The organism is Bacillus cereus group sp. RP29 (genome assembly GCF_040459765.1).
Classification (GTDB): Bacteria; Bacillota; Bacilli; order Bacillales; family Bacillaceae_G; genus Bacillus_A; species Bacillus_A paranthracis.
In genome coordinates this window covers 1666246-1681584 of the sequence record NZ_JARVHN010000001.1, presented here as the reverse complement: position 1 = coordinate 1681584, position 15339 = coordinate 1666246, and the positions used below count along the sequence as shown (strand labels likewise).

Genomic DNA, 15339 nt, shown 5'->3' with positions numbered 1-15339 from the left:
TATTTTTATATATGCAAAGGTTAGTTCTACGAACTAACCTTTGCTATTTCTCTATTATTATTTCTTTAGAGAAGCTTCATATGTTTTATATTCTTCATCAGTTGCAGGGACTTTAATTTCACCGTCAGTGATTTTCTTCTCAAGCTCTTCTACTTTTGTTAAGATTTCTGGATTTACTTTTTTCACATTGTCAGTAGTTTTCGCAATACCAACACCGTCATCTTTTAATCCGAATTCTTCTACTTTACCGCCTTTTAATTTACCGTCTTTCGCTTCTTGCGCTACTTTTGCTACTGCAATATCAACACGTTTTACCATTGATGTTAAAGTTACGTTTTCAGGCATACCTTCTTGATTTTGGTCACGGTCAACACCGATTACCCAAACGTTTTCACCTTTTTTCTTACGGTTTTTCGCTTCTGTGAATACACCGTTACCAGTTGCACCTGAAGCATGATAAATTACGTCAACTCCACCACCGTACATTGCTGAAGCTAATACAGAGCCTTTTTCTGGTTTATCAAATGCATCAGCATATTGTGATACGATTTCGATATTTGGATTTACTGCTTTTGCACCAGCTTTAAAGCCTGATTCAAATTTTGTAATTAATGGGCTTTTTACACCACCAACAAACCCAACTTTATTTGATTTTGTCGTCATCGCTGCTACAGCACCAACTAGGAATGAACCTTCATGGTCTTTAAATGTAATACTTGTTACGTTTGGCTTCTCTACAACTGTATCTACAATCGCAAATTGCTCTTTTGGATATTGTTCAGCTACCTTTGCAATTGATTTTTCCATTAAGTAACCAATACCAAATGTTGTGTTATAATGATCTTTCGCAAACTTCGTTAAGTTCGGGATATAATCAGCATCTTTACTTGATTGAAGATAACGATATCCTTCATTTTTCTTTAAATTATTGTCTTTACCGAATTTCGTTAAACCTTCCCAAGCTGATTGGTTAAATGATTTGTCATCAACGCCCCCAACATCCGTAACCATACCAACTTTAAACTCTTTTTTGTCGCTACTCGCTTTATCCGAGTTACCACATGCACCTAACACCGCACTTGCTGCTAATGTTAATGATAATAAAAGACCTGCTTTTTTCTTCATACTAGAAACCCCTCCAAAAATGATATATATTTATTTATTTTTTCGCTGCTGTCCCTAACTTCTTGCTGTCACCTCCCTAAAAAGGAACCTACCTACATACGTTTTCTTAATACGTGGAAGCTAAACTTATCAGCTCTAAAGTAATTGATAGAATATAAGATTGGCTCATCATTTTGATCATAGTGCATTTGTTTTAATACTAGCAGTGCCGTTTCCGGTTCACATTCCAAAATCGGTGAGATTTTCGGATGATAGCCAATTGGCTCAATATGAGCAACTGCGTATGTGATACGTTTGTGCGTATTGTTATGTATCACTGTAAGCAATGATTCTTCGTTGTATCCCGATAAATCTGGCAAGATTTCTTTTGCAAGTTTATCGATACAATATACAACAGGTTCCCCATCTGCTGTACGCACACGCTCAATCATCACTGCATTAAAACCATCTTCACTATTAAACTTCTCTTTTTCTTCTTCTGTTAAACTTGTTGTAGATGATGATAAAAAGATAGTTCCTGGTGTTTTCCCCACACTAGAAATCATATCTGTAATACTAGAAAGTTGTTCAATCCCAGAAGAAAATAGCGGTTTTGCATTTACAAATGTTCCTACACCATGTCTACGAATGACAACATTTTCTTCTTCTAAAATACGCAGCGCTTCCCTTAAAGTCGCTCTACTTACGCCAAGTTCTTTCGCTAAATCAAACTCTGATGGCAACTTTTGTCTTTCTTTGTAAGCCCCATCTTTAATCTTTTCTTTGATGTGATCAATCACCCGTAAATATAGGTGACGACTATCGGATTTTACTGACATAAGACTCCCCCGCATTTCAATTATTCGACCTCTGATGTAAGACTTCTTTTCTCTTTTTTCAACTTACAACATAATAAAAATTGCTAAATACTAAAAATAAGCATAATTGTCGAATAAATATTAATAATTTTTTTAAAAAAAATTTTCACTCTTTACTGCATAAAAAAAACTTTGCACCATAAACATTCCTCATAGCGAGAAAAAGTTCGGCACAAAGATCTCTTACATCCTTTGTTACACACTTTTCCCCTCATAGTCTAGCAATTCATGGTTGCCAGGTAGAAACTTATGGACCTTATCTCCAAGATTATATGAGGCAGTGATTCTTTTCGAAGTAATCTTACCACTTGCTCCCATACGTGTCAACAAAATTTAACATTTTTCTACATGAAATATCGAACATTCACAAAAAACCATACCAAAGTATTCGTATTCTAAAGAACCACCTTAAATGTAAGCCCTTTCTTTATCGCTGAATATAGTATATAACAAAACCAGCATATAAAAAAGCCTAATTGTAAAAACAATTAGGCTTTTTTTATGAACTTTTTTCTTGTACATCATTAATGAGCACTTCTCGTGGTTTACTACCTTCATAAGGACCTACTACACCATTCATTTCCATTGCATCAATTAATCGGGCAGCACGGGTATAACCAACTCTAAACCTACGTTGCAACATAGAAACAGAGGCTGTTTGCATTTCCACTACGAGCTGAACTGCTTCATCATATAATTCATCTTCTACTTCCTGCTTCGTATCAGGAACATCTTGCGGGATCATATCTTCTTGATATTGCGCTTTTTGCTGACCAATAACATATTCTACAACTCTCTCAACTTCATCATCTGATAAAAACGCACCTTGTACACGTACAGGTTTCGATGCACCAATTGGTATAAATAGCATATCCCCACGACCTAGCAGTTTCTCTGCACCACCGCCGTCAAGAATTGTACGAGAATCTGTTTGAGATGATACAGCGAATGCAATACGTGACGGAATATTCGCTTTAATAACTCCCGTAATGACATCAACTGATGGACGTTGCGTTGCAATAATTAAATGAATACCGGCAGCACGAGCCATTTGCGCTAGACGCATAATCGCATCCTCTACATCCGACGAAGCAACCATCATTAAATCTGCTAACTCGTCCACAATTACGACAATATAAGGTAATTCCGGTTGTTTCGCTTCTGACTGATTATTATGCTCTTTTATATAATCATTATATCCTTCAATATTTCGCGTGCCACTATGAGCAAATAACTCATAACGGCGCTCCATTTCACTTACAACTTTTTTCAATGCTTGCGATGCCTTTTTCGGATCCGTTACAACTGGTGTTAACAAATGAGGCACACCGTTATATACATTTAACTCTACCATTTTCGGATCAATCATCATTAATTTTACTTCATGTGGTTTTGCACGCATTAAAATACTAACAATAATACCGTTAATACATACACTTTTCCCGCTACCTGTCGCACCTGCCACTAGCAAATGGGGCATTTTATTTAAGCGGGCTAATACAGCTTCACCTGTAATATCTCGTCCAAGACCTATTAACAACTTCTCTTCCGGATGATTGTTAGCTTTAGAATCAAGAACTTCTCTAAGCGTTACCATGGAGACTTCTGAGTTCGGAACTTCAATTCCTACAGCTGATTTCCCGGGAATAGGCGCTTCAATACGAATGTCTTTCGCCGCTAACGCAAGTGCTAAATCATCACTTAAACCGACGATTTTGCTTACCTTTACTCCCATATCAGGATACACTTCATATTTTGTAACTGCAGGACCTCTATGTACTTTTGTTACTTTCGCTTTCACTCCAAAACTTTGGAAAGTACGTTCTAATTTACGAGCATTCTCATAAATTTCCGCATTTTCATTTGTAACTTGCTTATTCTTTGGAAATTTCAATATATCAAGCGCAGGAAGCTTGTAATCTTTATTTTCTACATTTGAAAATTGCATAGGAGGTGCTTGTGTTTCCCCCTCTAGCGATTCAACGATTTTTTCTCCACGCTTTTTCTTCGGCTCTTCAACTGGTGGAGCCTCTTCAATAAACGGTGAAGTGATTAACTCTTCTTCCTCTACTTCAATTCGTTTATCCTCTTCTTCATTTACAGGATAATTCTCAGTGAAATTCGAAATAATCGGAGGATCAATTGAGATTTCTTCCATCGGCTCAATAATTTCTTCATGTTCTGCAGCACGTTTGCTCCTTGTGCTTCTTGTTGTTTTTTTCTTTTCTGTTTGTTCAGCCGTTCTTTTGGCTCTCCAATCTTTATAGTCCCCTTGCATCACTTGAAATTGACTTCTAAGAATTCTACCAACTGGAGCTAACACTTCTCCAATATGCTTATTTGTTATACAAAGTATACCGAGAATAACTAAAATAATACCAATAATATAAGCTCCAACTTCGTCAAATAAGAAGTAACAAGTGGCGAACATAAGTGCACCAAACATGCCACCACCTAAATGAACGCTATCTGGCCCTTTTTTCATTTCAAGAAAGAAATTATCTTTCGTACTTACAATAACAGAAGTATTTTGCACTGCTCCATCTTTCGTAAGAAGGTTAAATAATGTAATATGACTAAACATTAATATCGCCAATACTATTAAATAAAAACCGATTAACCGTTTATTTAAAAGGTTCGGCCATCCACGTTTTATAACGAATGAAACGGATAAAGCTATTACACCTAACACACCAATTATGTACCACTCACCAAAGAAGAAGCGAAAAAATAACACAAACGATTTTCCTACAACGCCTAGCTGTAAAATCGTAATGATTGAAAGTGCAAAAAGAGTTAAACCGACGATTTCATAATACAAAGTTGGCTTTATCGTACGTCTTGCCTTTGCCTTCGTCCCTCTTTGCTTTTGTTTTGCCATTTCTTCACCTCGTGATCTACATATAAGTAAAAATTCCTAAAAAACTCTGCTTATATGTTTGTTTTCTCTATTTTTTCAGGTCTTTATATCTTCTATTTTTACACTTCTTGTAAAATGTTAAATAAACAGAAGAAAGCAGCCCTCTCATGGCTGCTCAACCGTCTTGTTTTTTATATTATACCATAGCTTCTAAACAAAATCCTTCTTTTTGCTAAAAGGTTATTTTCTGTCCCGGCTCAAACTCTAAGTAGTGAAGCGGATCCGTACTTAACACGCGTACAATAGAATAATACCCATGTTCTTCCTCTGAAACCATTAATTCAACACCATTTATATTTACGACTTTTTGACTTTCACATTGCGAATAATCGGCTGGATACACGAGTTGCTCTGGCATAATTGTATATAAAATCATTGTAACATTGTCCCTTCTACATGATCATCCGCGCGATTATCTATTAATTCGTTTAATTTTCGAATCGCATTTCCGATACCACCGACATCATCTATAAGACCATACTTCACTGCATCTCCACCAATTACATTCGTACCAATATCTCGCGTCAAATTCCCTTTCGCAAACATAAGCTCTTTAAAACGATCTTCCGTTACTTTCGAATGCTTCGTCACAAAGCGAATGACTCTTTCTTGCATTTTATCTAAATACTCAAATGTTTGCGGCACACCTATAACAAGACCTGTTAGACGAATCGGATGAATTGTCATCGTCGCAGTTTCTGCAATAAATGAATAGTCTGTAGAAACGGCAATCGGTACACCGATAGAATGCCCTCCGCCTAAAACTAAAGATACTGTCGGTTTTGAAAGTGAAGCGACCATCTCAGAAATTGCTAGCCCAGCTTCAACGTCACCTCCAACTGTATTTAACACTAAAAGCAAGCCTTCAATTTTCGGATTTTGTTCAATCGCAACAATTTGCGGAATAATATGCTCATATTTTGTTGTTTTATTTTGCGGTGGCAACTGAACATGACCTTCCACCTGTCCAACAATTGTTAAACAATGAATACGTGATTCATTCATTTGCGGTACATTCGTTTGTCCAAGCTGCTGAATTTTTTCCACTATTGAAGCTTCTTTTCCGGTTTCTTTCGGCTCAGCCTCTTTCTCTTCATTTGTATAACGATCACGTTCTGTCATATCGCATCCCCTTTCACTCGTATATAATTAGTATTTCTTAAGTTATAAATTTCATTCGATAGAGTGAAAAAAGAAAAAAAATCACCCGTAAAGGTGATTTTTTTTATACTTCCATAATAATCGGTAAAATCATAGGTTTTCTCTTCGTCTCTTCGTACAAGAACTGCCCTAATAATTCACGAATATTTTGTTTTAACATAGACCATTCAATTGAATATTCTTTAATTGATTGCTCAACAATCATACGTACAATCTCTGTAGAGCGGTCAATTAACGCTTCTGATTCACGTACATATACAAATCCACGTGAGATGATTTCTGGACCAGAGATAATTTTCTTTTCATCTTTACCCAGTGTTACAACAACTACTAATATTCCATCTTGAGATAACATTTTTCTATCTCGAAGAACGATATTACCAACGTCACCTACACCTAATCCATCAATTAACACATTACCAGCTTGCACTTTGCCAACTAAGTTTGCTTCATCGTCACCAAAAGCAATTACATCGCCTTTTTCTACAATAAAGATATTTTCTCTTGCAATACCTACATCTTCAGCTAAGTATGCATGTGCTTTTTGCATACGGAACTCACCATGTACGGGTACAAAATATTTCGGTTTCATTAAATTTAACATTAATTTTAATTCTTCTTGGCTACCGTGACCTGAAACGTGAACTTTTCTTTCACCGTAATAAACAACTTCAGCTCCCGCTCTAAATAACAAGTCAATAATTTTTGATACAGATATTTCATTACCTGGAATTGGAGATGCCGCGATAATAACCGTATCACCTTTACGAATTGAAATTTGTTTATGAGCTTGCTTTGCCATTCTAGAAAGGGCTGCCATCGGTTCACCTTGGCTACCTGTCGTTAAAATAGCTACCTTTTTCTCTGGGAAATTGTCTACTTCTTGTAGTGAAATAACCATACCTTCTGGAACATCTAAATAACCAAGACGTCTTGCGATATCTACCACTTTCACCATACTACGTCCTACAACCGCTACTTTTCGTCCTGTTTCAGCAGCTGCATCAAATACTTGTTGAATACGATGTACATTCGATGCAAATGAAGCAACGATAATACGTCCTTCTGCGCCGTAGAACACTTTAGAAATTTCTACACCAACTTCTTTTTCAGAACCTGTATAGCCTGGACGCTCAGCATTTGTACTATCAGATAATAAGCATAGAACGCCTTCATTTCCGATTTGAGCCATTTTCCCAAGGTCTGCTCCACTATTTCCAATTGGAGTTTGATCGAATTTAAAGTCTCCCGTATATACGATCGCACCTTTTGATGTATGGAAACAAACACCAACAGAATCTGGAATACTATGTGTCGTTCCAAAGAATGACACCGTTGTAGTATTGAACTCTACTGTTGAATTTGAATCGATTGTTTTTAAATCTACACGGCCTAACATACCCGCTTCGCCAAGTTTTTCTTGTATAAGTCCTACCGTTAATTTCGTTGCATACACTGGAATTGATAATTTACGAAGTACGTAAACAATGCCACCAATATGATCTTCATGACCGTGAGTAATAAATAAACCTTTTACTCGCTCTTGGTTTTCTACTAAATATGTAATATCAGGAATAACGATATCAATTCCAAACATTTCATCTCCCGGGAACATTAACCCTGCATCTACAATAAAGATTTCAGAATCAATTTCAACACAGTACATGTTTTTCCCGATTTCACCTACTCCACCAAGAGCAAATACTTTAACAGACTCATTCTCTTTTCTCTTCATGTTGTTGCCTGGTTTAAAAATCTTTCAAACACTGATTTCACTAAAATTGCAGAGACACCAGGGGAAACTCTACAACCACCATATATTCACCGTCCAAGACGAATGTCCTTACCGTTATGCGATATCATGTCCTTGTTTATTTTTTAAACCAGGTTTCACCTCTCTTTCATTATATAAATCAAATATCTTATTCGATATGATATGAAAATGTAATCAAATTATAATTTTTACCAATTTTGCTAAGCATACCCGTACTAAGCTACTTAGCCATATTATACCTGATACAAGAAATAGAACACAAGTTAAATCGTGCGAAAGAAAAAGGAAAAGAACGCATTCCCAACAAACTTATCGAACTGATGTCCTTTATATTTACTCCGATTTCGTACCCCATATCGTTTTAAAGAAATAGCTATAAATACTCTAAATTTATTTCATAATATAGATTTTAAAGACTTATTTTTCTAGAATTGAACAAAAATACTTATAAAATGGAGTTTTTTTATGAATTACGTCATATTTGAAGTAATTACTCTCAAAAATAGAATTGGTACTTTATTACGTTTATATAAGCGTTCATTCTATAAATAACTATGACTTTTTAATTCCTTTAAAGGGTTAAGATTATTTTCTTTTACATGTTGCAATATATAATGAAAAACCAGTTAATGATCTTATAAAAACATATATAGGCAAGATAAGAAAAGAGAGGGAAAGACTTTCATACAAATAAAAAATGACCTAGTTCTATACTAGGTCATTTTTTATTAACGAGGGATAGATTGCATAACAGATTGTAACGTTACTCTTTCTTCTTCTGTTAATGGAAGAAGTGGTAAACGTACAGAACCTACATCTAATCCAACCATTTGTAACGCTGTTTTTACTGGTGTTGGACTTGGCGCCATAAATAATGAATCCGTTACTCTTACAAGTAATTGATGTAATTTTTGCGCCTTCTTAAATTCACCTGCTTGGAACGCTGCAATCATTTCTTGCATTTCATTTCCGATAACATGAGATGCTACAGAAACGATACCTTTCGCTCCAACTGCCATAGCTGGTAGCGTTAAACCGTCATCACCGCTGTATACTGCAAAGTCGTCCGCTGTTTTTTCAATGATTTCTGTCATTGTTAACACATCGCCGCCTGCATCTTTAATCGCAACAATGTTTTCTATTTCTGATAAACGAACAACTGTATCAACGGAGATTTGTACAATAGATCGTCCTGGAACGTTATATAGCATAACCGGAAGCGGCGTGCTTTCAGCAATTGCTTTAAAGTGCTGATACATTCCTTCTTGACTCGGTTTGTTATAATACGGTGCTACTAGCATTACTGCATCAACACCAACCTCTGTTGCCTTTTTTGTTAAGTCAATAGAAGCATGCGTATTATTACTACCTGTTCCAGCGATTACGGGCACCCTTTTATCGACAACAGATACGACATGGCGATATAACGCTACTTTTTCTTCTGAAGTTAATGTAGGAGATTCTCCTGTCGTTCCTCCTACCACGATTGCTGTTGTACCGTTATCAATTAAATAATTTACCAATTTCGTTGTCTTTGCAAAATCGATATTGCCGTTTATATCAAACGGTGTTACCATCGCGGTTGCAATTGTCCCAAAATCTATCATGGTCTCACTCCTTATTGTTCCAGTTGCTTTTCTTTTGAAAGCTCAAACGCACTATGTAATGCATTTACAGCCTCCACTAAATCAGTTTCTTTTACAAGAACCCAAATAGTTGTATGACTATCTGCTGATTGCAGAATTTGAATACCTTTTTCAGCTAAAGCTGTAACGATTTTCGCAGTAACCCCTGGGTATCCTGCCATTCCAGCTCCTACAATAGATACTTTCGCACAATGCTCTGTCACAATTGGCTCATATCCAAGGTTTTGTAATAGTTCAACTGCACGATTTGATACATTATCACTCACCGTATAAGCTACCCCAGTAGGTGAAATGTTAATTAAATCGACACTGATTCCTTCATTCGCCATTTCTTTAAACACATGCTGCTGCAAATCATATGCTGTTTCTTTTGCAAGTACTTTAATTTGCGTCACATTTGATACATGTGCAATACCTGTAACAGGACGTTCTTCTACATCACGGCCTTTTGTAGCGCCGTCAGATGCTGAAATAAGCGTACCTTCACTATCAGAGTACGTAGAACGTACACGAAGCGGTACTTTTGCATGCATCGCAATTTCAACTGCACGTGGATGAACGACTTTTGCACCTTGGTATGCCATGTTACAAATTTCGTTATACGTTACAGTTTGAAGATGACGTGCATCTTTTACAATGCGAGGATCCGCAGTCATCACACCTTCTACATCTGTGAAGATATCGATATATTCAGCATGAAGCGCAACACCTAAAGCTGAAGCTGAAGTATCACTACCTCCGCGTCCAAGTGTTGTCGTATCACCTTTTTTCGTTTGTCCTTGGAATCCTGTCACAACGATTACATCTACATTTTCTAGCTCTTCGTGTATACGATCACAATTCATTTCAATAATCTTAGCATTTGTAAAATCATCATTTGTTACAAAACCAGCTTGTGCACCATTTAATGCCGCCGCTTTTATACCGTTCTCATTTAACATGTTAGAGAAAACGATTGCTGAGATTAATTCTCCGCATGATAATAATAAATCTTGCTCACGATTAGAAATGTGAGATTCCTCTTGATTTACAAGACTTAACAACGTATCAGTTGCATATGGTTCACCTTTACGACCCATAGCAGATACGACAGTCACTACTTTATAACCCGCATCTAGCGATTTTTTTATATGATGAAGCGCATGCTTACGTCCATTTTCATCACGTACAGATGTGCCACCAAATTTTTGAACAATAATTTTCATATTTTGCACCTTCTCTTAGCCGTTTACACTAATTGTAATTTTACTAAGCGCTCTGCAATTTGAACAGAATTCCATGCAGCGCCTTTTAATAAGTTATCAGATACGACCCAAAGATGGAATCCTTTATCGTTATTTAAATCTTTACGGATTCTTCCAACGAATACTTCGTTTTTACCTACTGCAGTAGCTGGCATTGGATATAATTGCTCTTCTGGGTTATCTTGCAGAACGATACCTTCCGCATTTGCAAGTAAGTTCTTTAATTCCTCTACTGTTACGCCCTCTTTTTCTACTTCAATGTAAACAGACTCAGAGTGACCTGATACAACTGGTAAACGTACACATGTTGCCGCTACTTCTAGCTCTGGCATATGCATAATTTTTTTCGTTTCATTAATCATTTTCATTTCTTCAAATGTAAATCCATTATCTTGGAACTTATCAATCTGTGGAATCGCGTTGAAAGCAATTGGGAAATGTTTCTTATCACCTGATACAGGTAAAACATTCGCCTTCACTTCTTCACCATTTAAGATTGCTTGTGATTGTTCATGAAGTTCTTCAATCGCTGCCGCACCAGCACCTGATACAGCTTGATATGTGGAAACGATTACTCGTTTTAAACCATATTGCTGACGAACTGGCTCAAGAGCTACTACCATTTGAATTGTAGAACAGTTTGGATTTGCAATAATACCGTTATGTTCTTTTAAGTCGTTTTCATTTACTTCAGGTACAACAAGTGGCACGTTTTCTGTCATACGGAATGCACTTGTATTATCAACAACAATCGCACCGCGCTTTGCTGCTTCTGGCGCTAATTGTTTTGATACAGATCCACCAGCACTAAATAGTGCGATATCTACTCCTTCAAAACTTTCAGGAGTTGCCTCTTGAACTGTAAATTCTTCGCCTTTAAATACAAGTTTCTTACCTGCAGATCGTTTAGATGAAAGTAACGTTAACTTCCCGATTGGAAATTCTCGTTTCTCTAAAGTATTTAACATTTGTTCACCAACTGCGCCGGTTGCTCCAACTACAGCGACATGAAAAGTTTTTTGCTTTTCCATCACTATGCCCCTTTCTAGATACCAATCCTTCTATAACTTAGAATGAGAAGGAGTATAGAATACCCCTTCTAATCTTAATAACGTTAATTTTATCATATTCTACAGTAAGAATGATGGTTTCATCAAAAATTGTCCGTTTTTTTTCGTTTTTTAATTCATATATCTGAATTTTTCTACGACAACCGGTTGCAATTGCTTCCCTTGCAGTGCTTCTAATACTGTATCTTCAAGCAGCTCCATGCGTGCTACCATTGAGTTCGGTTTTTTCTCTGGTGCGTCTTGACCGAATGGGACGAAGTAGATGTTTTTTGTGGCCATTAGGCGCATGAGATTTACTCCATTAAGCCCTAAAGCATCATTCGTCGAAACGGCTAATACGACAGGCTTGCCATTTCTTAGCGTCGCTTTTGCTGCCATTAGTACTGGAGAGTCTGTCATTGCATTCGCAAATTTACTCATAGAATTTCCTGTTAAAGGAGCAATTACCATACAATCTAATGGGATTTTAGGTCCAAGTGGTTCTGCGCCAACGATTGAATTAATCGCTTTAAAACCTGTTACTTCTTCAATCTTTTTAATCCATTCTGCCCCTTCGCCAAATCTCGTATTTGTTGATTGAACAGTGTAAGAAACAACTGGACGCACTTCAGCTCCCTCAGCAATTAACTTTTCTAAATGAGGCATTACTTCTTCGTACGTACAATGTGAACCCGTAAAACCAAACCCTATTCTTTTCCCTTTTAAATTCATTCCCCATTCTCCTTTCTTGCGATTACATCTTCTGCTAATAACTGAGAAAGAACGTTCGCTAAAATTTGTCCTGCTGTTTTTGGAGCAACAATACCTGGTAATCCAGGTGCTAACAACGCTTTGACTCCTCTTTTTTCTGCATATCTAAAGTCGGTACCGCCTGGTTTAGAAGCTAAATCAATTACTAACGTATGAGCCGGCATTTTTGAAATGACATTCGCTGTCACAACGAGATGCGGAATTGTATTAATGACAATATCGATATCCCCTACTTCTTTCTCAATGTTCTGCATATGAAAAGGAGAAAACATCATTTCTGTAATACGTGCAATATGTTCCGATCGTCTTGCTCCAACTTTGACATGGGCTCCTAATGATTGAAATGCTCTGGCAACGCTCATCCCTGTTCTACCAAATCCTAAAACCATTACATTAGAACCATGAATTGTATAGTCGGTATGTTGAATTACCATCATTAATGTACCTTCTACAGTTGGTATAGAATTGTAGATTGCCACATCATCACGATCAAATAATTTAATTAGTTTACGGTTTGTAGTAGATACGAGATTTTCCAAGTAAGGCGTACCAATACCTGAATATATAGTAAAATGTTCTGGTGTATTTTCAATTTGTTCTTTCGTTATAGAAACTTTTTCATTTGAAAAAATAGTATCTACTTCTCCCTTGGCATTTGTACCTGCAACTGGCAAAATAATTGCATCTAAAGAAGTGAAATCTAAATTTTGTATACTTTCTTTTGCTGCCCCTGTGAAGCCATGGTCTAACTGATCAAACCCTATCAATGAAAGTTTCGCATCCAATTCAACGAGCTTGCGAATTACTTCTAGCTGTCTTGCATCTCCTCCTATGACAGCAATATGCATCTCAGTCAACATTCCCTAATTCACCTTCTTTTTCTGTCATTTATAAGAAAAGTGCCTACTTTTTCTTTTTCCTCCACATCATATGTAATGTACGAGTTTTAGGTGATTGAAAAACAAAAAGCACCTATCATGTATCCCGCTATTTGTATGTAGGAAGGCCCTACCTCAAAATTCGGCATAGGAAAGATATTCTGTTGGATTTTGCTCTGAGTAAAATGAACAAAAAAAGATGACCAAAATGGCCATCTTTCACTTCGAATTTGAACGATCTGTAATATCACAAAGAATCATATCATGCCCCACTTTTTTAATTTGCCTCCATGCTACTCTTATTTCTTGTGGTTCCTTTTTGAAACCTCCCCATTTCCCAGCAGGTATAATAAGAGCCTGTATTTGTCCATCCTTCTCATCAACCTCTAAATCCACATAACCTAAAACCCCCATTTTTTCTGCTCTTTCTAAATTAACAATTTCTTTCCCACTTAGTTCACTTAATCGCATACTCTCTCCCCCTACCCAAATTATTCATTTAAGTTATCCATAATTAGTACCTATTCTATATACCCACAAAAAATAACCGTATCTCATTTAAAAGAGATACGGTTATTTTTAAATCATATATAGTAATTACAGTTTTATTCCTTTTGGAAGTTTTCCATCTGGACTAATTAATGCTGCAGAAAATTCATCTGTAAACATGTTACGAATTAACTCATCTACATTTTCTTTTGTTACCGTGTTTACACTTTCAATAATCTCATCAAGTGAACGGTGCTTACGAAGTAGCAATTCATTTTTACCATTACGGCTCATACGACTATTCGTACTTTCTAAACTTAACATTAAGTTTCCTTTTAATTGCTCTTTACTATTCATAAGCTCTTTTTCTGTAATACCTGTATTTTTCAATGTTTCTAATGTTTCTTGCATTGTTTCATACAGTGTATCCAATTGTTGGCTACCTGTTCCACCATACAGCGTTAACATACCTGTATCTTCATAAGAAGAATGGTAAGAGAATACTGAGTAAGCTAACCCGCGTTGCTCACGTACTTCTTGGAATAAACGGCTACTCATACTACCGCCTAAAACGTTATTTAATACAATTAAGTTATAAATATCTTCGTGTCCCATTTGTAAGCCTTTATATCCTAAACATAAATGAGCTTGTTCTGTTTCCTTTTTACGTGCTACCTTATTAAAATGGAAAATTGGGCTATGTACTTGTTCACGGTTTGTCGTTCCTTCATAACTACCGAAATATTGCTCTACTGTTTGTAAAAAGGCTTCATCAATATTTCCTGCAATTGATACAACTACATTTTCAGGTGTGTAATGATCCTTAATATATTGACGTAGCGTATCACCTGTAAACGTATTAAGCGTTTCTTCTGTTCCTAAAATAGGATATCCAAGCGGATGCGTTTCATATGTTGCTTTCGTTAACATATCATGCACAATATCATCTGGAGCATCTTCGTACATTTTAATTTCTTCACATACGACATTCTTCTCTTTTTTCAGTTCTTCTTCATCAAATGTTGAATTAAAGAACATATCTGCTAATACATCTAAAGCATATTTAGCATGCTCATCTAGCACTTTTGCATAGTAACAAGTGTATTCTTTTGAAGTAAAAGCATTCACTTGCCCACCAATGCTATCAAATGATTCTGCAATTTCACGTGCACTACGTGTTTCTGTTCCTTTAAAGAACATATGCTCTAAAAAGTGAGAAATCCCGTTATTTTTTTCATTTTCATTTCTTGATCCTGCATGGATCCAAATACCAATCGCAACCGATCTTACAGTTGGTATATTCTCCATAACTATTCTTACACCATTTTTACAAGTATATTTTTTAATCAAAAACTTTCCTCCTACTGCCAGTTTCTCTAAATAAGTGCTATTATTTAATGATAACAAGTTTAAGGATGAATGTCA

Annotated in this window: 13 protein-coding genes and 1 riboswitch; all 13 genes read right to left on the bottom strand. The window is 36.3% G+C overall.

The genetic code is table 11. From position 1 onward, the window contains the following. Positions 1 to 57: 57 nt before the first annotated feature. Positions 58 to 1125, bottom strand: a complete 1068-nt coding sequence (locus QCI47_RS08950) for a BMP family lipoprotein (protein WP_098671490.1) — start codon at positions 1123 to 1125, stop codon at positions 58 to 60. Positions 1126 to 1217: 92 nt separating this feature from the next. Then, positions 1218 to 1943 carry a GntR family transcriptional regulator gene (locus tag QCI47_RS08945; RefSeq protein ID WP_000114176.1) on the bottom strand — a complete coding sequence of 242 codons (726 nt, stop codon included), beginning with the start codon at positions 1941 to 1943 and terminating at the stop codon, positions 1218 to 1220. A 233-nt stretch (positions 1944 to 2176) separates the two neighbouring features. Further along, a riboswitch (purine riboswitch) is annotated at positions 2177 to 2278 on the bottom strand. Between the two features lie 203 nt (positions 2279 to 2481). Beyond that, entirely contained in the window at positions 2482 to 4863 is a 2382-nt protein-coding gene (locus QCI47_RS08940; protein WP_001118775.1) for a DNA translocase FtsK, read from the bottom strand. Positions 4864 to 5074: 211 nt separating this feature from the next. Next, positions 5075 to 5278 carry a YlzJ-like family protein gene (locus QCI47_RS08935; protein WP_000605027.1) on the bottom strand — a complete coding sequence of 68 codons (204 nt, stop codon included), beginning with the start codon at positions 5276 to 5278 and terminating at the stop codon, positions 5075 to 5077. Further along, positions 5275 to 6024 (bottom strand): translocation-enhancing protein TepA, encoded by a 750-nt coding sequence (gene tepA / locus QCI47_RS08930; RefSeq protein ID WP_048557655.1) that lies wholly within the window; start codon positions 6022 to 6024, stop codon positions 5275 to 5277. Before tepA ends, QCI47_RS08935 begins: the two co-directional genes overlap by 4 nt. Positions 6025 to 6127: 103 nt before the next feature. Beyond that, on the bottom strand, positions 6128 to 7798 hold the full coding sequence (locus QCI47_RS08925; RefSeq protein ID WP_000823084.1) for a ribonuclease J: 1671 nt from the start codon (positions 7796 to 7798) through the stop codon (positions 6128 to 6130). A 767-nt stretch (positions 7799 to 8565) separates the two neighbouring features. After that, the gene (gene dapA, locus QCI47_RS08920; protein WP_000564761.1) at positions 8566 to 9444 is read right to left on the bottom strand and encodes a 4-hydroxy-tetrahydrodipicolinate synthase; all 879 of its coding nucleotides are present in this window, start codon (positions 9442 to 9444) and stop codon (positions 8566 to 8568) included. An 11-nt stretch (positions 9445 to 9455) separates the two neighbouring features. Next, positions 9456 to 10688 carry an aspartate kinase gene (dapG, locus tag QCI47_RS08915; RefSeq protein ID WP_000692473.1) on the bottom strand — a complete coding sequence of 411 codons (1233 nt, stop codon included), beginning with the start codon at positions 10686 to 10688 and terminating at the stop codon, positions 9456 to 9458. A gap of 23 nt (positions 10689 to 10711) precedes the next feature. Continuing rightward, entirely contained in the window at positions 10712 to 11758 is a 1047-nt protein-coding gene (asd, locus tag QCI47_RS08910; RefSeq protein WP_000414848.1) for an aspartate-semialdehyde dehydrogenase, read from the bottom strand. Positions 11759 to 11908: 150 nt separating this feature from the next. Further along, positions 11909 to 12508, bottom strand: coding sequence for a dipicolinate synthase subunit B (gene dpaB, locus QCI47_RS08905; RefSeq protein ID WP_001049480.1), 600 nt, complete (start codon positions 12506 to 12508; stop codon positions 11909 to 11911). Further along, positions 12505 to 13407 (bottom strand): dipicolinic acid synthetase subunit A, encoded by a 903-nt coding sequence (gene dpaA, locus QCI47_RS08900; RefSeq protein WP_000954725.1) that lies wholly within the window; start codon positions 13405 to 13407, stop codon positions 12505 to 12507. Before dpaA ends, dpaB begins: the two co-directional genes overlap by 4 nt. Before the next feature lie 237 nt (positions 13408 to 13644). After that, a complete protein-coding gene (locus QCI47_RS08895) occupies positions 13645 to 13896 on the bottom strand; it encodes a YlmC/YmxH family sporulation protein (RefSeq protein WP_001239753.1) in 252 nt (83 codons plus the stop codon). A gap of 126 nt (positions 13897 to 14022) precedes the next feature. After that, a complete protein-coding gene (locus tag QCI47_RS08890) occupies positions 14023 to 15264 on the bottom strand; it encodes a M16 family metallopeptidase (protein ID WP_000592994.1) in 1242 nt (413 codons plus the stop codon). Positions 15265 to 15339: the final 75 nt, after the last annotated feature.

Excerpts from the sequence above, each read along its gene's own strand:
- dapA (WP_000564761.1), bottom strand. The coding sequence starts at position 9,444 with ATGATAGATTTTGGGACAATTGCAACCGCGATGGTAACACCGTTTGAT.
- tepA (WP_048557655.1), bottom strand. The coding sequence starts at position 6,024 with ATGACAGAACGTGATCGTTATACAAATGAAGAGAAAGAGGCTGAGCCG.
- QCI47_RS08935 (WP_000605027.1), bottom strand. The coding sequence starts at position 5,278 with ATGATTTTATATACAATTATGCCAGAGCAACTCGTGTATCCAGCCGAT.
- QCI47_RS08925 (WP_000823084.1), bottom strand. The coding sequence starts at position 7,798 with ATGAAGAGAAAAGAGAATGAGTCTGTTAAAGTATTTGCTCTTGGTGGA.
- QCI47_RS08895 (WP_001239753.1), bottom strand. The coding sequence starts at position 13,896 with ATGCGATTAAGTGAACTAAGTGGGAAAGAAATTGTTAATTTAGAAAGA.
- dapG (WP_000692473.1), bottom strand. The coding sequence starts at position 10,688 with ATGAAAATTATTGTTCAAAAATTTGGTGGCACATCTGTACGTGATGAA.
- QCI47_RS08945 (WP_000114176.1), bottom strand. The coding sequence starts at position 1,943 with ATGTCAGTAAAATCCGATAGTCGTCACCTATATTTACGGGTGATTGAT.
- asd (WP_000414848.1), bottom strand. The coding sequence starts at position 11,758 with ATGGAAAAGCAAAAAACTTTTCATGTCGCTGTAGTTGGAGCAACCGGC.
- QCI47_RS08940 (WP_001118775.1), bottom strand. The coding sequence starts at position 4,863 with ATGGCAAAACAAAAGCAAAGAGGGACGAAGGCAAAGGCAAGACGTACG.
- dpaA (WP_000954725.1), bottom strand. The coding sequence starts at position 13,407 with ATGTTGACTGAGATGCATATTGCTGTCATAGGAGGAGATGCAAGACAG.
- QCI47_RS08950 (WP_098671490.1), bottom strand. The coding sequence starts at position 1,125 with ATGAAGAAAAAAGCAGGTCTTTTATTATCATTAACATTAGCAGCAAGT.
- dpaB (WP_001049480.1), bottom strand. The coding sequence starts at position 12,508 with ATGAATTTAAAAGGGAAAAGAATAGGGTTTGGTTTTACGGGTTCACAT.